15 protein-coding genes are annotated in these 18,192 nt (G+C 70.4%); 6 read left to right on the forward strand and 9 right to left on the reverse strand.

What is annotated here, in order from left to right:
• Window positions 1–151: 151 nt before the first annotated feature.
• Both ASD56_RS03960 and ASD56_RS03965 read right to left on the reverse strand, forming a co-directional pair.
• Window positions 152–991, reverse strand: a complete 840-nt coding sequence (locus tag ASD56_RS03960) for a UbiA family prenyltransferase (RefSeq protein WP_055961459.1) — start codon at window positions 989–991, stop codon at window positions 152–154.
• Window positions 992–1,038: 47 nt separating this feature from the next.
• Complete coding sequence (locus ASD56_RS03965; RefSeq protein ID WP_082541235.1) at window positions 1,039–3,243, reverse strand: ATP-dependent Clp protease ATP-binding subunit; 2,205 nt, start codon at window positions 3,241–3,243, stop codon at window positions 1,039–1,041.
• A gap of 110 nt (window positions 3,244–3,353) precedes the next feature.
• On the opposite strand from ASD56_RS03965, the gene ASD56_RS03970 reads away from it, so the two are divergent.
• Window positions 3,354–4,244, forward strand: a complete 891-nt coding sequence (locus ASD56_RS03970; protein WP_055961462.1) for an AraC family transcriptional regulator — start codon at window positions 3,354–3,356, stop codon at window positions 4,242–4,244.
• A 4-nt stretch (window positions 4,245–4,248) separates the two neighbouring features.
• Here the strand turns inward: ASD56_RS03970 and ASD56_RS03975 are convergent, their stop codons facing one another.
• The 4 genes from ASD56_RS03975 to ASD56_RS03990 all read right to left on the reverse strand — a co-directional run bounded on the left by ASD56_RS03975 (window position 4,249) and on the right by ASD56_RS03990 (window position 10,926).
• Entirely contained in the window at window positions 4,249–5,184 is a 936-nt protein-coding gene (locus tag ASD56_RS03975; protein WP_055961465.1) for an aldose 1-epimerase family protein, read from the reverse strand.
• A 1-nt stretch (window position 5,185) separates the two neighbouring features.
• Window positions 5,186–8,107 (reverse strand): DUF5107 domain-containing protein, encoded by a 2,922-nt coding sequence (locus ASD56_RS03980; RefSeq protein WP_082541236.1) that lies wholly within the window; start codon window positions 8,105–8,107, stop codon window positions 5,186–5,188.
• A gap of 87 nt (window positions 8,108–8,194) precedes the next feature.
• The gene (locus tag ASD56_RS03985) at window positions 8,195–9,868 is read right to left on the reverse strand and encodes a SulP family inorganic anion transporter (RefSeq protein WP_055963606.1); all 1,674 of its coding nucleotides are present in this window, start codon (window positions 9,866–9,868) and stop codon (window positions 8,195–8,197) included.
• A 53-nt stretch (window positions 9,869–9,921) separates the two neighbouring features.
• On the reverse strand, window positions 9,922–10,926 hold the full coding sequence (locus ASD56_RS03990; protein ID WP_055961468.1) for a GlxA family transcriptional regulator: 1,005 nt from the start codon (window positions 10,924–10,926) through the stop codon (window positions 9,922–9,924).
• A 98-nt stretch (window positions 10,927–11,024) separates the two neighbouring features.
• On the opposite strand from ASD56_RS03990, the gene ASD56_RS16550 reads away from it, so the two are divergent.
• The gene (locus tag ASD56_RS16550) at window positions 11,025–11,147 is read left to right on the forward strand and encodes a hypothetical protein (protein WP_268777893.1); all 123 of its coding nucleotides are present in this window, start codon (window positions 11,025–11,027) and stop codon (window positions 11,145–11,147) included.
• A gap of 37 nt (window positions 11,148–11,184) precedes the next feature.
• Here ASD56_RS16550 and ASD56_RS03995 read toward each other — a convergent pair whose 3' ends face one another.
• Together ASD56_RS03995 and ASD56_RS04000 are read right to left on the reverse strand one after the other, a co-directional pair.
• Entirely contained in the window at window positions 11,185–12,402 is a 1,218-nt protein-coding gene (locus ASD56_RS03995; protein ID WP_055961471.1) for a glycosyltransferase, read from the reverse strand.
• A 4-nt stretch (window positions 12,403–12,406) separates the two neighbouring features.
• Window positions 12,407–13,624 carry a glycosyltransferase gene (locus ASD56_RS04000; protein ID WP_055961474.1) on the reverse strand — a complete coding sequence of 406 codons (1,218 nt, stop codon included), beginning with the start codon at window positions 13,622–13,624 and terminating at the stop codon, window positions 12,407–12,409.
• A 109-nt stretch (window positions 13,625–13,733) separates the two neighbouring features.
• Between ASD56_RS04000 and ASD56_RS04005 the strand changes: the two genes are divergently transcribed.
• From ASD56_RS04005 to cls, 4 genes are all read left to right on the forward strand, one after another.
• A complete protein-coding gene (locus tag ASD56_RS04005) occupies window positions 13,734–14,345 on the forward strand; it encodes a hypothetical protein (protein ID WP_055961477.1) in 612 nt (203 codons plus the stop codon).
• Window positions 14,342–15,181 (forward strand): LLM class F420-dependent oxidoreductase, encoded by an 840-nt coding sequence (locus ASD56_RS04010; protein ID WP_055961479.1) that lies wholly within the window; start codon window positions 14,342–14,344, stop codon window positions 15,179–15,181. The genes ASD56_RS04005 and ASD56_RS04010 overlap by 4 nt, the downstream gene beginning before the upstream one ends.
• Window positions 15,182–15,269: 88 nt before the next feature.
• Window positions 15,270–15,482 carry a hypothetical protein gene (locus ASD56_RS04015; protein ID WP_055961485.1) on the forward strand — a complete coding sequence of 71 codons (213 nt, stop codon included), beginning with the start codon at window positions 15,270–15,272 and terminating at the stop codon, window positions 15,480–15,482.
• A gap of 80 nt (window positions 15,483–15,562) precedes the next feature.
• Window positions 15,563–16,972 carry a cardiolipin synthase gene (cls, locus tag ASD56_RS04020; protein ID WP_082541349.1) on the forward strand — a complete coding sequence of 470 codons (1,410 nt, stop codon included), beginning with the start codon at window positions 15,563–15,565 and terminating at the stop codon, window positions 16,970–16,972.
• Between the two features lie 15 nt (window positions 16,973–16,987).
• Here cls and ASD56_RS04025 read toward each other — a convergent pair whose 3' ends face one another.
• Window positions 16,988–18,166 carry an AI-2E family transporter gene (locus ASD56_RS04025; RefSeq protein ID WP_235565508.1) on the reverse strand — a complete coding sequence of 393 codons (1,179 nt, stop codon included), beginning with the start codon at window positions 18,164–18,166 and terminating at the stop codon, window positions 16,988–16,990.
• Window positions 18,167–18,192 lie beyond the last annotated feature (26 nt).

Below are 18,192 nucleotides of genomic sequence, written 5' to 3' on the forward strand. Positions count from 1 at the left end.
CGACCTCGAGTGGCAACTCGGCGCGCACGCCGTGCCCGATCCCGGCCCGCCAACCCACACGCCGAGACCGCACGAACGCACCGAAATTCGCGCTCGGACGGTGCGTTCGTGCGTTCTCGGCAGGTTGAGCGGGCCGGGCGGAACCGGAAGGTCAGCCGGTCAGAGCAGTGCCGGTCGCCACCAGCTGGGCGGCGAGCAGCAGGGCGGCGAGCATCACGAGCCGGAACAGCGCACGGCTCGGGGGCCGCACGAGGGCCCGCACCACCGTCACGACGGCCAGCACCGCGACGCCGGCGAAGAAGACCCAGGCGAGCGGCGGCACCGCGGCGAGGTCGCCGGCCGGCCCGAGCAGCACGGCGACCGCTCCGGCGAGCACGGCGCCTGCGGCGAGCACGGCCGAGGCGCGCGGCCCGATCCGGTGCGGGAACCCACGGACGCCGGTCCGCTCGTCGTCGTCGAGGTCGGGCAGCACGTTCGTGAGATGCACGGCCGATCCGAGTGCGGCGCCCGCGATCCACGCCCAGCCCGGGGCGAACGCCGGGTCCGGCGCGGACAGGGTCGCCAGGGACGGGAACAGGCCGAAGCTCACGATGAACGGCACGAGCGAGAAGGCGGTGGACTTCAGCCCGGCGTTGTACGACCACGCCGAGCCCAGCAGCAGCGCATGGGCGGCCAGCATCCGCCATCCCAGAGGTGCCGACAGGGCGAGCGCGAGAAGAAGCGAAGCGGATGCCGCGACCCACGCCGCGCGCAGGCTCACGTCGCCGCGGGCGATGGGCTTGTCGGTGCGGCCGACCGCGCGATCGCGCGCGGCGTCGAGGGCGTCGTTCGAGATGCCTATCGACACCTGGCCGGCGAGGACCGAGAGCGTCAGCAGCGCGAGCCGCCACAGCTCGAGCCCGATCGACAGGCCCAGCGCCAGCGCCAGGGTGGTGACCACGAGCGTCGGCCCCGGGTGCGTGGACCCCCACAGAGCCCGGACGATGCGCATGCCCGATGCTCTCACGCCTCGGCGCGGGCGCTCATACAGGACCCGGGTCAGTCCTCGAGGACCGCCTCGACGACGTCGTCGTCCTCGGGCGATTCGGGGACCGGCGACTGCCCTTCGCTCACCAGGGTGAGCCCGGATCCGTCGGCCGCGACATCCACCCGCACTACGTCGCCGTCGTGCACCCCGCCGCCGAGGATGGCCATGGCGAGGCGGTCCTGGATCTGCGACTGGATGAGCCGGCGCAGCGGCCGCGCGCCGAACAGCGGGTCGTAGCCGCGCTCGGCCAGCCAGCCGCGTGCATCCGGCGTGACGGCGAGCGTGAGCCGGCGGTCCTTGAGCCGGCGCTGCAGCGCGTAGACGGCGAGCTCGACGATCTGGGCGAGGTCGTCCTCGGTGAGCGCCTGGAAGATCACGATGTCGTCGAGGCGGTTCACGAACTCGGGCTTGAAGGCCTGGCGCACCAGGCCCTGAACCTGCTCGCGCTTCTGCTCGGTCGACAGCGTCGGGTCGATGAGGATCGGCGAGCCGAGGTTCGAGGTGAGGATCAGGATCACGTTCTTGAAGTCGACCGTGCGTCCCTGGCCGTCGGTGAGACGCCCGTCGTCCATGACCTGCAGCAGCACGTCGAACACCTCGGGGTGCGCCTTCTCGACCTCGTCGAGCAGCACGACGCTGTACGGACGCCGCCGCACGGCTTCGGTGAGCTGGCCGCCCTGCTCGTAGCCGATGTACCCCGGAGGGGCGCCGACCAGCCGCGACACGGTGTGCTTCTCGCCGTACTCCGACATGTCGATGCGCACCATGGCGTGCTCGTCGTCGAAGAGGAACTCGGCGAGGGACTTCGCGAGCTCGGTCTTGCCGACGCCGGTGGGACCGAGGAAGAGGAACGACCCGGTCGGCCGTCCGGGGTCGCTGATCCCCGCGCGGGAGCGGCGCACGGCGTCGGAGACGGCCTTCACGGCGTCCTTCTGCCCGATCAGCCGCCGGCCGAGCTCGGCTTCGAGGTGCAGCAGCTTCTCGGTCTCGCCCTGCAGCAGCCGCCCGACCGGGATGCCGGTCCACGCCGCGATGACGGCGGCGATGTCCTCGTCCGTCACCTGGTCGTTGACCATGCGCTCCCCCGCCGGCTCTTCGCGCTCGGCATCGACGAGCTGCCGCTCGAGGGCCGGGATCTCGGCGTAGAGCAGACGCGACGCCTTCTCGAGGTTGCCCTCGCGCTGCGCGCGCTCGGCCTCCATGCGGGCGGCGTCGAGCTTAGTCTTCAGGTCGCCGACGCGGTTGAGCGAAGCACGCTCGCGCTCCCACCGCTCCTGCAGCTCGCTGAGGCGCTCCTGCTCGCTGCCGAGCTGCTGCCGCAGTGCGGCCAGGCGCTCCTTCGAGGCGTCGTCCTTCTCCTTCTTGAGCGCGAGCTCCTCCAGCTTCAGCCGGTCGACGTGCCGGCGCAGCTCGTCGATCTCGAGCGGCGCCGAGTCGATCTCCATACGCAGCCGCGAGGCCGCCTCGTCGATGAGGTCGATCGCCTTGTCGGGCAGCTGACGGCTCGGGATGTAGCGGTGGCTGAGGGATGCCGCGGCGACGAGCGCGGCATCCGCGATGGCCACCTTGTGGTGGGCCTCGTACCGTTCCTTGAGGCCGCGGAGGATCGCGACCGTGTCTTCGACCGAGGGCTCGCCGACGTAGACCTGCTGGAAGCGGCGCTCGAGCGCGGCATCCTTCTCGATGAACTCGCGGTACTCGTTGAGCGTGGTGGCGCCGATCATGCGCAGCTCGCCGCGCGCGAGCATGGGCTTGAGCATGTTGGATGCCGCGACCGACCCCTCGCCGCCGCCCGCGCCCATGAGCACGTGCAGCTCGTCGATGAACGTGATGATGCGGCCGTCGGAGTCGGTGATCTCCTTGAGGACGTTCTTGAGGCGCTCCTCGAACTGCCCGCGGTACATCGCTCCCGCGACGAGAGCGGAGATGTCGAGGGTGACGAGCTCCTTGTCCTTGAGCGACTCGGCCACGTCGCCTGCGACGATCCGCTGCGCGAGCCCCTCGACGACGGCGGTCTTGCCGACGCCGGGTTCACCGATCAGCACCGGGTTGTTCTTGGTGCGGCGGGTGAGCACCTGACTCACGCGCCGGATCTCGCTGTCGCGCCCGATGACGGGATCGAGTTTGCCCTGCCGGGCACGGTCGGTCAGGTTGATGCCGAACTGCTCGAGGGCGCTGCGCGCGTCTTCCTGGCCCGGCTGCTGCGTGGCGTTCATCTGTCTCCTGAAATCTGCTCACGTGAAACTTGAGTCGTGATGGCTCAAGTTTAGCAGTCGACGGATGCCGCGGCAATGCCGAACGCCGGTACGCTGAGCGGCGGAGAGCCATGGACGAAACGACGACCGAGCCGACGCCGCACTACCGGGTCGAGGGCTTCGCCGACCAGCGCCTCTGCGTCGTTCCGCAGCCGCAGGTGGATGCCGCGTTGGCCCGGCCGGGCACGCGGAGGTTGACGGTGACCGATGCCGGCTACTTCCCCGCTGCTGCCGGTCATCGCCGGGTGCGGGGCAAGGGGGCGCCCGAGACGATCGTCCTGCTCTGCGTGGCCGGACGCGGCACGGCCACGATCGCCGGCGATACCTTCACGCTCACCCCCTCGGCGTGCATCGTCATCCCGGCGGGCGCGCCCCATGTCTACGAGACCTCCTACGCCGATCCGTGGAGCATCTGGTGGATGCACGTGCGGGGCAGCGACGTCGCCGAGCTCACCGGACCGCTGCTGGGTCAGCAGGTGCCCCTGACGCATCTCCGGGCTCTCGACAGGGTGGTCGCGCTGTTCGACGAGCTCGTCTCGTCGCTGGATCGCCGGCTGTCGCCCGCCCAGCTCCTCACCGCATCGGGAATCGCGTGGCATCTGCTGACCCGCATCGCCGCGGACAGCGTGCTGCCCTCGGAGGGATCACCGCTCGAGCGGGCCATGCGCCATCTCGAAGCGCGCATGGACAGCAGCATCCGGGTCGGCGAGCTCGCCGCCATCGTCGGCCTGTCACCGTCGCATCTGAGCGCCCTGTTCCATCAGGCGACCGGCAGCGGGCCGGGTGCGTTCCAGACCTCGCTGCGCATGTCGCGTGCCCGCGAGCTGCTCGACACCACGTCGCTCAGCATCCGTGAAGTCGCCGGCGCCGTCGGCTACACGGACTCGCTCTACTTCTCGCGGCACTTCCGGCGGCTGCACGGCGTGAACCCGTCCACGTACCGTTCGCAGCACAAGGGCTGAGCGCCTACGGGTCGATCCCGCGGATCGTCCATCCGGCGCTGACGGCGGCGCCGGGCGCGATCGTCAGGAGGTCGCGCCCCGAGTTGAGGGCATCCGGTGGGCAGGTCATCGGCTCCACCGCCACCGCGTGCCGGTGCGTCGCATTGCCTGGGCTGTCGGCGGTGTAGACCTGCACCCACGGGCACCGGTCATCCCAGGCGACTTCGACCCCGGAGCCGTCGGCGGCTCGCGCGCGCACGCGCGCCGTGCCGGCGGCATCGCGCCGGAGCTGCGTGAACGCGTGGTTGATCTCCGTTGCGCCCAGCGCGCGAGGTTCACGGAAGTCCCAGCGGCCGTCGCCCTCGGCCACGTGCGCCGAGCCGGTGGGGAGCAGCCGGTCCGGAGACACCAGGAGCACCTCCGCCCCGGGCAGCTCGAGCTCCCAGGCATCGATGGCGCCCGGCCCGCTGTCCCCGGCCAGGACGTAGGGGTGTCCACCCAGTCCGAAGGGGGCGTCGCTCGCGCTCTCGTTGACCGCGACGATCTCCTGCGTTAGACCGTCCGCGGAGAGGGTGAAGGTCACCTCCAGCCGGACGAGCCACGGGTAGCCCGGCTGCGGCGGGATGACCGCGCGCAGCATCAGCTCGTCCGGTCCTGCCGAGACGGCGGCGAAGTCCAGCCACGCGACGAGACCATGGGCGGCGGTGCCGCGCTCCGGCTCGTTGACCGGCAGCTGGTGCCGGACGCCGCCGAACTCGTACGCGCCGTCCGCCGTCCGGTTCGGCCACGGTGCGAGGAGCGCACCGCTCATCGACGGCCGCACCTCATCGGCGGCGAACGGCGTGATCAGATCGCGGTCACCGAGGCGCAGCATCCGCAGGCTCGCCCCGACGCTCGCGACGCGCGCCTCATAGCCTGCCGCGCGCAGCACGTGCTGCGTTCCGGAGAGCGGGCTGCGCACGTCAGCCGTCCTGGGGCTCGCGCGCGAACAGCAGCAGCTCGGGAAGGCTCGTGGCGAAGTAGTCGGTCACACCGTCCTCACGGACGGCCGCCGGCGGCACGTAGCGCGGGCGCGTCTCGCCGAGCGTGGCGGGCGGGTCGCTCTCGGGCATGCCGAGCGCGGCGCGGGTGGCATCCCAGGCCGCGACGGCCTGGCCTTCGCCGCCCTCCCACGGGCGGAAGGTCCGGGTGCTCAGGATCTCGAGGGCGTCGGCGGCGAACCCCTCCGCGACCAGCAGACGGATGTACTCGATCGTGAAGTCGTCGCGCGTGAGGACGAATGCTTCGACGCCGCGCAGAGCGCTCAGGCGCGTTGCCGTGCTCTCGCCGAGCCGCGCGGCGAGCTGATCCTGCTCGTACCGCAGACGCGCATCGCCTGGGGCCGCCTCGACGGCCCGCGCATACAGCTCGCGCGCCTGCCGGTCGTCGTGGGCGACGTTGTAGGCGGCCAAAGCCGCATTGCGCAGGAGCACCGGTTCAGCGAGCCCAAGCTCGATCGCACGGTTCCACCCCTCGAGCGCCTCGCGGCGACGCCCGTGCGCGTAGAGCAGCATGGCCCGCAGCGAGAGCGCGACGGCGTCATCGGGTTCGGCCGCCAGCGCCGTGTCCAGGGCCGCGAGCGCGTCGAGTCCGGAGGGGAATGCCCACGTCCGGTCGGACCGGCGGGCACGCTCGCGCTCGGCGGCCGCGTCGCCAGCCCGGCCGAGCCCATCGAGGATCGCGGCGGCCTCGTAGTGCGCGATCGGACGCACGTTGCCGGCGCCGGTGACCGGAGCGGCGACGGCTCGCTGCAGCAGCTCGAGCGCCGCGTCGACGGCACCGGCACGCGCGTGGTCCCGCGCGACATCGAGCAGCAGCGCGGCATCGGCCGCCAGTGGCCGCCCGGCGAGCGCACGCAGGGTGGCGTCGAGCGGATCGTCGACGAGGGCGCGCTCGACCAGCTTCTCGGCCTCGGAGACCCGGCCGGTCCGGCCCAGGACGATCGCCCGGAGCGCTGCCCGGCGCGTGTCGTGGCCGACGACGCCGTCCAGGGTGTCCAGCACGCGCAGCGCCGCCCGATTGTGCCCACGCCGGGCCAGGGAGCGTGCCAGCTCGAGCCCGGCGGCGGCCGCCCACGCGGCATCCCATCCGGCTTTGCCGAAGGCCTGCTCCGCTTCGACGTCGCGTCCGAGCCGCTGCAGGATGAGGCCGGTGAGGTAGAACACCTCGGCGTCCGGCGGGTTGGCGTTGCGGCGCGTGAGCCGGGCGAGCGCGATCTGCGCACGGTCGAGGGCTTGCTCGTACCGGCCGGCGCGGTAGTGGTCATCGGCCAGGACGAGGTTCGTGCGCGCGTCACCCGGATCCCGCTCCAGAGCCGCCTGCCAGTAGGGCAGCGGCGAACGGGTCGGGTGCCGGTACTGGCTCAGGTGCAGGCCCGTGAGATAGAGCTCCTCCACCGAGTCGATGTCCTCGGGAAGCGGGGGCTCGTCGGCGACCCAGGGCTCTTCGTCCGAGACGTCGACCGGCTGCCACTGCACGAGGATGCGTCCGGCGTCGTCATGCAGCTCGACGGAGATCGCGTCGGCAGGATCGACGTCGGTCGACGCGAGCGAGACCGGGACACCGGGGACCATGTCCTCGGTCACGGACGCGACGACGACACCGCCACGCAGGATGCGCAGGGTCGCGCCGGGCTGCGAGGCCGTGACGGCGACCGTGGCGCCGACCCCACCGTCACGGTCCACGTGCACGGCGGCGTCCGGCGTGGCCTGGTGCGCGGGGCCCATGGCCGGGATCGGGTACCAGTACTGCGTGAAGACCTTCGTCTCGCCGGGCATGAGCCACGAGAAGTCGGGCTGGTTGTCGGTGTAGACGCCCGCCATGAGCTCGACGTACGGCCCATCGGCGTCGGTGAGCTGGTCGTCCCACGCGTGGCCGAAAGGCGCGTTCCCCCAGGTCCACTGCTTCTTGCCCGGCGAGACGCGCCGCTCGGCCCAGTGCACGAAGCCCGCCCCGGCGGCATGGTCGTAGCCGCCGAAGAAGTCCTGCTGCGAGTCCACGATCATGTACGACGTGGGCGCGGGGATGTTCCGGTAGAAGTCGATGCGATCGGCACCCGGCTGCTCTGCGGCCAGCGCCGGGTAGTCGACGTTGTAGTACGGCCGGTCGGCCGCAGGGAATGCGGTCAGCGCCCGTCGCGCGTGGTCGGCGACGTAGCGCACGTCCTCGGGGAAGAACGACTGGTAATCGTCATGCACGCGCGCCGCGACGTTGGCCCACCATAGGAATGTCTGCCGCTCGCTCGTGCGGTTGTGCAGCCGGACGACGAGTTCCACCACCGAGCTGCCGGGCCGCAGGCGCACGCCGTGCTGGGCGGACATGCGGGTGAACGGGTCGTGGTCGTGGCACCACACGGTCACCGAGCCGTCGTCGGACTGCTCGATGAGCGTCTCGACCGGCAGGTAGGTGGCAGGGCGATGGTGCTGCGGCCAATTGAACTCGACGCCGCCGCTGATCCACGGCCCGGCGAGACCGACGAGCGCCGGCTTGATGACGTTGTTGCGATAGAAGAAGTCGTAGTCCGTCGTCTTGTCGTAGCCGACGTGGATGCGGCCGCCGAGCTCCGGCAGCACCACGAGTCGCACGAACTCGTTCTCGAGGTGCACCGCCTGCCACGCGCGCGGCGCCGGCTCGTCGGAGATCTGCTCGGTGAACGGCAGCGGATAGACCTTGCCGCTCGAGCCCTGGTAGACCCGCTGGTCCAGGTACATCGGGTACACGCTGGGCGCGGCGGGCTCGTAGGTGCGGATCGTCAGCGGCTCGCTCCACGCGACGGCCCCACCCTGGTCGAGCTGCGCCCTCAGGTCGGCGGGCGCGTCGGGAAGAACGATCTGGTCGGTGCTCATTCGTCCGATGCTAGGCGGGCATAGGGCGCGAGGATATGGGCAGAACTCCGCCACGCATGGACGAAACGATGATCGTCCTTCGGCTGTTCAGCGTCGACGATCGCCGATCTCGTCCAGGGCGTCGGCGTACGCACGCCGCAGTGTGTCACCCACCCACTCGGTGCCCTTGTAGACGTTGCGCTCGCCGATGTCGTCGGTCAGCCCGCCGGCGGCGAGCTGATCGATCACGCGGGTCTCGGTCGCGACCACCTTGAGGCCCCCGCCCGTCTCGCGCAGCTGCTCGGCGTACCGCCGCAGCACGTCGACGAGCGAGAGACCGATCTGATCGGTTCCGCGGAGGCGCACGATGACGATCGCATCGCGCGAGTGCCGGTTCACCTCCGGCAGCTGCTTCTCGAAGATGGGCGTGCTCGCGAAGAACAGGCTGCCGTACGGCTGAAGGATCAGCACTCGCCCGGCGGGCACCGACTTCGGCGGATCCGACTCGCGGAGGCGCCCGTCGGTCTCGAGATGCACCGCGCGCACGCGGACCCGGTTGGACTGCTGGGCGACGTAGAGGATGATGCCGAGTCCCGCACCGGCGAGGACGGCGAACTGCAGCGGGATGATCAGCGTCAGGCCGAAGGTGACCGCCATGATCGCCGTGGGAAGCGGCCCCGACTTCACGACCGAGTAGATGCGGCTGGGCTTCACGGCGCCGATGCCGACGACGATCAGCAGACCCGCGAGGGCCGGCATGGCCACGTAGGCGACGACATCGGATGCCGCGAACAGCAGCACCGCCATCACCGCGCCGGCCACGAACAGGGCGAGCCGGGTCTTGGCGCCCGACTGCACGAGGATCGACGAGCCCGCCATCGATCCGCCGACGGGCATGCCGCGCAGGAGGCCGGAGAGGATGTTGCCCGCGCCCTGTCCGATGAAGTCGCGGTTGGTGTCGGGCGGGCGGCCGTCCACGGTCGGGATGCCCGCCGACACCGCCGCGCCCTGCACGAGTCCGATGAACGCGAGCGAGACCGCCGGCACGATGAGCGCGGGCACGTCGGCCAGGCTCGGCAGCACCGGGGACGGCAGCCCTCGCGGCACCTCGACGATGTCACGCAGCTGTGTGACGGGGTCGCCCACCCAGAGGTTGAGCAGCACGGCGCAGACCGAGCCGACCACCACGGCGAGCACCAGGCCGAGACTGCCGACGCGCGTCTGCCGGAGCACCACGATGAGCAGGATCGTGATGGTGCCGACGATGACCGAGGCGATGCTCCAGGCGTTGATGTGCAGCAGGACGTCGAACATCTTCAGCAGCCGGTTGGCGCCGCGCGCGTCGTAGCCCGTGAAGTTCGACAGCTGCCCGAGCACGATGTTCACGCCGATCGCCGTGATGAAGCCCGTCATCACGGCCGTGGGGACGAAGCTCACCAGGCGTCCGGCACGCGCCAGACCGGCGATGACCATGACGATGCCCGTGAGCACCGCGAGCGTGAACAGCGCGCGGTCGGGGTCGGGGCGGCTGTCGAGACCGGCATCCGACACGACCAGGGCCATGGCGCTCGTCGCCTGCACCGCCATGAAGGCGCTGCTGGTGAAGCATGCGGCGCCGACGAGCCCGAACATGTAGCCGTAGAGCCCGGCGAGCGGGTTCACCCCGGCGAGCAGGCCGGCGGCCAGGCCGTCGGGCACCGCTTCGACGCCGAGCACGACGCCGGACATCACATCCTTGCCGAGCGTCTTGCGGGAGAACCACCGCCTCGGATCGATGCGCACCGTCACACCGTAGCGAAGCCCGGCGCGCGGGACCTCGCCCGGTGCGGGTGGTGTCAGGCGACCGGCTCGAGCATCTCGACCTCAGCCCCGGCGGCCTGCATCGCCTCACGCGTGCAGCAGAACCGTGCGCGGTAGGCCGTGGGGGTGGTATCGAGCACGCGGGCGAAGTTCTGCCGCAGCACGGCGGCCGACCCGAAGCCGCTCTCGTAGGCGACGCGATCGAGGCCCAGATCGGTCTTCTCGAGCAGGCGCTGCGCATGGATGATCCGCTGCCGGGCCAGCCAGGCCGCCGGCGTCGCGCCGTAGTCGGACTTGAAGCGACGGGCGAACGTGCGCGGCGACATGTGCGCCTTGGCAGCGAGCTGGTCGACCGTGAGCTCGAGCCGGAGGTTCTCGACCATCCAGTCGGTCACCGGTGACAGCGACAGCGACGCGACCTCGGGCAGCGGACGATCGATGAACTGCGCCTGGCCCCCGTCGCGCTGCGGCGGCACGACCATGCGCCGCGCGATCTTGTTGGTGAGCTCGGCGCCGAGCTCCTGGCGCAGGAGGTGCAGGCAGGCGTCGAGGCCCGCGGCGGTGCCGGCGCTCGTGATGACCTTGCCGTCCTGCACGTAGAGCACATCTGGGTCGACGTCGACGCGCGGGTACATCTTCGCCATGATGTCGGCGTACATCCAGTGCGTGGTGGCCCGGCGGCCGTCGAGCACGCCGGCCGCGCCCAGGATGAAGGAGCCGCTGCACACGCTCAGCACCCACGCGTCGCGCGCCACGGCGGCCCGCACCGCGTCGAGCACGCGCTCGTCGGTGTTGTCCCAGTACTGCCGGGGCGTGGGGGAGACGACGACGAGATCGGCCTCGTACGCGAACGCCAGGTCGAGGTCCACGTTGATCGAGAAGCCCATCTTCGACTGCACGACGCCGGGGTTCGGCGTCACGATGCGGAAGTCGAAGTTGGGGATGCCGTCATCCGACCGGTCGAGCCCGAAGGCCTCGCAGGCGACCCCGAATTCAAAGGGCGCGAACCCGTCCTGAACGATCACGGCGACCGTCTTCATGTCGTACCTCCGGGCTCGAACCGCCATGGCAGTTTTCGTGCGATGTGTGTCCATCCTGCCACTGTTGGCAGTTCCACCGCAAGCGTAGCGTTACTGCCATGTTCCTGGTGATTCTTCTTACAGCCCTGGCCGCTGTCGCGGTCGCCTCCACGATCACGGCCCTTCGCAACGACGGCTACCACCGTCTCCCCACCGATCCCGCCCGCCTGCCCCACCCCTGACGCGGTGACGGTTCGTCTCGACCGAGACGGACCGTCGTCAGCGGGCGGTGACCCGCTCGTAGACCTCGACCATCGCCGCCGTCCGCGAGGACTGGCGGAACCGGTCGCGGATCGACGGGTCGACGGACCGGGGCGTGCCGGCCACGATGTCCGCGGCCGCGACGCGCAGCGCTTCCGCCAGCGCGGCGGTCGAGGCATCCGCCGTCTGACCCTCGCCGACCACCCAGAAGCCCGAGCCCAGCTCGGCGCCGATGTCGGGGTCGCTGATGATCGACGGCGTGCCGAGCGACGCGGCCTCGAATGGCGTCATCCCCTGCGTCTCGAAGCCGATCGAGGTCTGCACGAGCGCATCGGCGCGGGCGATGCGGCGCAGCGTCTCGGGGTACGAGAGCCGCCCCGCGAACTGGACGATCGACTCCAGCCCGCGCTGGGCGACCAGCCGCTGCGCGGCCCGCAGCTGCCCGCCGCCGCCGATCACCTCGACCTCGGCCTGTACGCCCGAGTCGGCGAGCGCCTCGAGGAACGGCAGCAGGCGCTTCTCGGGGCTCATGCGCCCGAGCCACACGAACCGCGGCGGTCCGCTCTCACGCTCGGCGGGCGCCGCAGCCCGTGCCGCGTCGAGGATCTCGTCGTCGATGCCGTTCCAGATGACGTCCACTCCACCGCCGCGCCGGGGCACGACCGCGTGCTGCTCGAGGCGCCGGGCGAAGTGCGACGAGGGTGCGGTCACGGCATCCGATCGGGCGGCGAACCGGCGCAGGAATGCCCAGCCGTCCCGTCCGGCGGCCGGAACGCGGATGGCCCGGCGCTGCCAGGCGTTGAGAGCGCGCAGCACCAGCGACGGGAACGGCGCGGTGGCCTCGATGCCGACGTCCACGCGGTTGTGCATCGTGTGCACGACCGGTAGGCCGTGCCGCGCGGCGTACCGGTGGCCGGTGAACGCCCCCCAGAAGTCCGCCTGCACGTGCACGACGTCCACGGGTGGGCGGACGGCGAGCGCGGCATCCACCCACCGGTCGGTGCGCCGGCCCGGCCATGACATCGAGTACTCGCGGTCGACGGTGATCGGAACGGACGGGATGTCGAGGTACGCGGCATCCGGAGCGAAGGAGCGACCGCGCGGACCGTGCACGGCCGGCGCGACGATCGTCACGGTGTGGCCGGCCTGCTCGAGGAACCGTCGCTGCAGTCGCATCGAGACCTGAGCTCCGCCGAGAGTCTCGACGTGCTGGTCGCCGAACATCACGACGTGCACGGGGCTACTCGGGCAGGGGTTCGTCGCGGTAGAGCGCCTCGAAGGTGTCGAGCGTGCGCTTCATGTCGTGCACCTTGACCCCTTCGAGCGACGCCTGCTGCATGCTCAGGCGCTCCTCGGGGGACTGGGTGAGCACCGTGGTGAGCTTGGCGACGAGGTCGTCGACGTTGCCGGGCTCGAACAGGTAGCCGTTCTCGCCGTCGTGCACGAGGTGCGGGAGGGCCACGGCGTCGGCGGCGACGATCGGCAGGCCGGAGGCCATCGCCTCCATCGTCGCGATGGACTGCAGCTCGGCGATCGAGGCGATGACGAACAGGCTGGCGTTGGTGAGCAGCCCGCGCAGCTCTTCGTCGGTGGTGTGCCCGTGGAAGCTCACCCGGTCGGCGAGGCCGAGCTCGACCATGAGCTCCTCGAGGTTGCGGCGCTGGTCGCCCTTGCCGACGATGTCGAACCGGACGTCGAGCGCCGGGTCGAGCTTCGCGACCGCGCGGAGCACGACGTCGATCTGCTTCTCGGTCGTCAAGCGGCCGACGAAGACCAGCCGGTGGGCGTCTCGCGGCGTGAGGTCGGGCTGGTAGTTCGACGCGTCGATCCCGCAGCTGATCGGGATGACGCCCTTGATGTCGATCGTGTGCTCGAGGAAGTCGGCGGCCTTGCGCGTCGGTGTGGTGACGGCGCGGGTCATGTCGAACGTGCGCTTGGCGTCGGCCCACGCGAGCTTGATCGCGTAGCGGGTCCAGGATGCCGGCAGCACCGTGAAGTCGAGCACGTTCTCGGCCATCACGTGGTTGGTGGCGACGATCGGGATGCCGCGCTTGCGCCCCTCGCGCGTGAGGGCGCGGCCGATCACGATGTGGGACTGGCTGTGCACGACGTCGGGCTTCACCCGGTCGAGCACGCGCCGCGAGTAGTGCTTGGCACGGAACGGCAGCACGAACGTGAGCCAGTCGTGCGGATACCAGCGCCACGCCGGGATGCGGTGCATCGTCATCGGCTGGCCCTCGATCACCTCGGTGAACGTGCCGTGCCGGCGGTGCGTGTCACTCGGAGCCATGACGTGCACATCATGGCCGCGTGCGACGAGACCGGCGGCGAGGCGCTCGGCGAACCGGGCGGCGCCGTTCACGTGAGGGAGGAAGGTGTCGGCGCCGATCAGGATGGTGAGCGGGCGCGTGCTCCCTGCCTCGGCGGAGGTCTCTGCGGGCGTCTCGGACGGGGTCACGGGATGCTGGGGGCCTGTCTGTGGGGTACGCGGCGGACGAAGGGGGAGGTGGGTCGCGCGGCATCAACTGTACCCGAGGGGCCTCTGTCGGCCCCGTACCCTGGATGGCATGCCACGACTGCAGGCCGATGCCGACACGACGCTCTGGGTGGGCGTGACCGAATCGCTCGGGTTCCGCGGCCGGCGCCACTGCAAGGCGGCGATCCGGATGCTGCTGTCCCAGGCCAACACCGCGATGGGCGCCCCCGAGCGTCCCGGCAGCGGAATGGCCGCGTGGGCGATGAGCCAGGCGGCTCCGCTGCTGATGCGCCGCGCTGCGGGCCGCGTGCTCGTGTGGGTGTGGAAGGCGGACCCGGAGCTCGTCGTGGTCATGGCCCAGGTGCAGGAGGCGACATCGCAGATGCGGGTCGCCCGGGCCATGATGCCGATGGAGTACGACGACACCGCGAGCTTCCGGAGCCCCTACCTCGGCGTGGGCGAGAAGCTCGAGATGCCGCTGCCGCCGGATCCGCGCACGCCGCCCTTCGCGACCTACACGTGGGACACCGGCACGCATTTCGTGACGGTCACCGCCGTCTGCCCCGACCGCGAGCGCTTCGGCACCGTGATCGGCTCGGTCGACGACCTCGCCCGCACGGTGCGGATCGTCGACGACCTCGCCGTCGGTCAGGCGCCCGGCGTGCTGCGCATCGAACCCGGCGGCAACGGAGGACCGGCATGACCGACGTGACCCACCCCGCCGACCACCGGCCCCTGCGCATCGGAGTGCAGCTCGCGCCGCAGCACGGCTCGTATGCGGCGTACCGCGACGCGGTGCTGCGCGCCGAGGACCTCGGCGTCGACGTCATCTTCAACTGGGACCACTTCTTCCCCCTCACCTCCCCCTTCGAGGCCGATCACTTCGAGGCATGGACGGTGCTCGCCGCGATCGCCGAGCAGACCGAACGGGTCGAGTTCGGCCCGCTGGTCAACTGCAGCTCGTACCGCAACGCCGACCTTCAGGCCGACATGGCCCGCACCGTCGACCACATCAGCGCCGGGCCCGACGGCACCGGCCGGCTGATCTTCGGCACCGGCTCGGGATGGGCCGAGCCGGACTACGTCGAGTACGGCTACGAGTTCGGCACCGTGGGCTCGCGGCTCGACGCACTGGCGGACGACCTGGTGCGCATCCGCTCGCGCTGGGATCGGCTGAACCCTCCGCCCACCCGCAGGATCCCGATCCTCATCGGCGGCCAGGGCGAGCGCAAGACGCTGCGGCTGGTGGCCCAGCACGCCGACATCTGGCACACCTTCACCAAGCTCGACGACATGCCGCGCAAGATCGGCGTGATGCACGAGTGGTGCGCGAAGGAAGGCCGGGACCCCGCCGAGATCGAGCTGTCGAGCGGGTACACGATCCGCGGCTTCGGGCCTCTGACGGAGACGGATGCCCCGGCCCGCCTCTTCGAGCTCGGCTTCCGTCTGATCATCCCGGCCATCGACGGGCCCGACTACGATCTGTCCCCGCTGCATCCGCTGCTCGAGTGGCGGGACCGGGTGAACAGCGAGCGCTGAGCGAATCATCCCCGAGGGGTGACGGCATCCGCCGCCCTTTCCTCCACGCTGGGCTCTGACCATCTCGCAGTCCGCGCCAAGGAGGGCCATGTCCGCTCACGTCGTGGAAGTGGTCGTCACGGGCCGGCTCGGACCCTCATTGATCGCGGCGCTCGACGGCTACGATGTGACGACCCGCGACGACGGGACGTCGAGCGTCACCGGCATGGTCGCGGACCAGTCCGGACTGCGCGGACTGCTCGGCGTCTTCGACGATCTGAACATCGAAGTCGTGTCCGTCAACCGCGTGACCCCCGCCTAAGGAGCCAAGGCTTGCTAACCATCGCCGAATCGGGACCCTTCTGGCCGATCGTCCTGATCGCGGCCGTGGTCATCGACATCATGGCGCTCATCCTCGTGCCCCGCGGCGACCGCAAGCCCACGGCGGCCATGGCGTGGCTGCTGCTGATCCTCCTGCTGCCGTTCATCGGCATGCTGCTGTTCCTGCTGATCGGCAGCTTCCGCCTGCCGCAGAAGCGGCGCGACGAGCAGACGCGCATCAACGGCGTGATCCGCGACTCCGTCCACTCGCAGCACCTCGAGACCATGAGCGCGGACTGGCCACGCTGGTTCCAGCGCGTCGTCCAGCAGAACGAGGCGCTCACCGCGCTTCCGGCCAGCGAGGGCAACCGGGCGACGCTCCACGGCGACTACCAGGGATCGATCGACGCCATGGCGGCCGAGATCGACACGGCGACGACCTTCGTGAACGTCGAGTTCTTCATCGTCGCGTGGGACGACACCACGCGCGGCTTCTTCGCCGCCATGGAGCGCGCCGTCGCCCGCGGCGTGACGGTCCGCATGCTCATCGACTACGTCTCGACGCGCCGCCTCAAGAACTCCACCGCGACGCTCGCCGAGCTCGACCGCATCGGCGTGAAGTGGGAGTGGATGCTGCCGGTCATGCCTCTCAAGGGCAAGTACCAGCGCCCCGACCTGCGCAACCACCGCAAGATCGTCGTCGTGGACGGCCGCGTCGGATTCATGGGGTCGCAGAACCTGATCTCGCGCGATTACGACTCACCCAAGAACATCAAGCGCGGCCTGATGTGGCAGGAGCTGGTCACCCGGCTGAGTGGGCCCGCCGTGGCATCCCTCAACGCGGTCTTCCTGTCGGACTGGCTCATCGAGACGGGCGAGGACCTCCGTCCGGTGGCGCACGTGCCGGCCTCGCAGATCGAGCACTCCACGGCGGACGACGCCCTGCTGTGCCAGGTCGTGCCCAGCGGCCCCGGCTACCCGACCGAGAACAACCTGCGGCTCTTCCTCTCGCTCATCTACGGCGCGACCGAGAAGGTCATCATCACGAGCCCGTACTTCGTCCCCGACGAGGCGATGGTCTACGCGATCACGACCGCCTGCCAGCGCGGCCTCGAGGTGCAGCTGTTCGTGTCCGAGATCGGCGACCAGGGCCTGGTCTACCACGCGCAGCGCTCGTACTACACGCCGCTGCTCGAGGCCGGGGTGCGGATCTTCATGTACCCGCCGCCGTACATCCTGCACGCCAAGCACTTCTCGATCGACGACGACATCGCCGTGATCGGCTCGAGCAACATGGACATCCGGTCGTTCAGCCTCAACAGCGAGGTCTCGATGCTGGTGCGCGGCGAGTCCTTCGTCGCCGCGATGCGCGAGGTCGAGCAGGGCTACCGCGACGCCGGCCGCGAGCTCACTCTCGAGGAGTGGCGCAACCAGCCGAACAAGGCGACCTTCCTCGACGGGCTCGCGCGCCTGACCTCCGCCCTGAACTGACCCCCGCGGGAGGGGTCAGACCTTGAGGTCCTGCTTCGGCACGACGACCTCGCGGATGATCAGGAGGATCGAGGCCATCACCGGCAGCGCCACCAGCACGCCGATGATGCCCATGAGCGCCCCGCCGACGAGTGCGCCGATCAGCACCAGCGCGGCCGGGATGGCGACCTGCTTGTTCATCACCCGCGGACTGACGACGTACGACTCGATCTGGATGTAGATCAGGTAGCAGACGGCGAAGATCAGTGCGGGAACCGGCCCGGTGAAGAGCGCGACACCGGTGCCGATCACGAGGAAGATGACCGAGCCGAACAACGGGATGAGGGTGACGACGAAGGCGATCGTCGCCATCAGCGCCGGGAAGGGCAGCCGGATCGCGATGTGCAGGACGAAGACGACGCCCGCGTTGATCGCGGCGAGGATGACGGAGCCGATGAGCGCTCCGCCCACCGAGTCGGTGATCCGCTCCGTCATGCTGCTCAGCCGGGGCCGGCTGTGCGCAGGCGCCAATGAGTAGAACGCCGCCTTGATGCCCGACAGCGACGCCAAGAAGTAGAGCGTGAGCGCCACCACGATGAAGGATGCCGTGATGGCGCTGATGATCCCGATGCCCACGGCGAGCACGCCACCGCTCACGGCGGCGATGGTCGCCGGACTCGACACCCAGTCGGCGAGCTGATGCATTGCATCGAGGATGGCTCCCTGCGCGTCGCGGTCGAGCGTGGCGAACCATTCGGTGTCGGGGATGCCGATGATCGCCTCCGGGATCGCCTCGACGAACTCGCCGATCTGCGCCAGCACCGGAGGAAGCACCCAAATGAGGAAGGCGGCGAAGAGCAGGATGAATCCGCCGAAGACGATGACGATCGCCACGCCCCGCTTCATCCCCTGGCGCTCGAGTCGCCGCACGATCGGGTCCAGCCCGACGGCGAGGAACATCGCCAGGACGATGTAGACGAGGATCGTCGAGATCGATCCGAGCGCGCTCGCGAGGATGAGGGCGCCGATCACGCCGATCGTCGTCAGGAACCCGAGCGCGAGCGGCTTGTCCAGCATCGCGAGGACGCCGACGAACCTGCCCGGCCGGGCGACGAGGGGATCGGGAGCCATGGGCGCCTCGACGAGCGGAGCCGCGGCATCCGTCCCGTCCGCGTCGTGCGGATCCTGGGTACCCCCGACGGCGTGTTCGGTCATGTCGTCATGATGTCCGGGCGGCGAGG

Source organism: Microbacterium sp. Root166 (assembly GCF_001427145.1).
GTDB lineage: Bacteria > Actinomycetota > Actinomycetes > Actinomycetales > Microbacteriaceae > Microbacterium.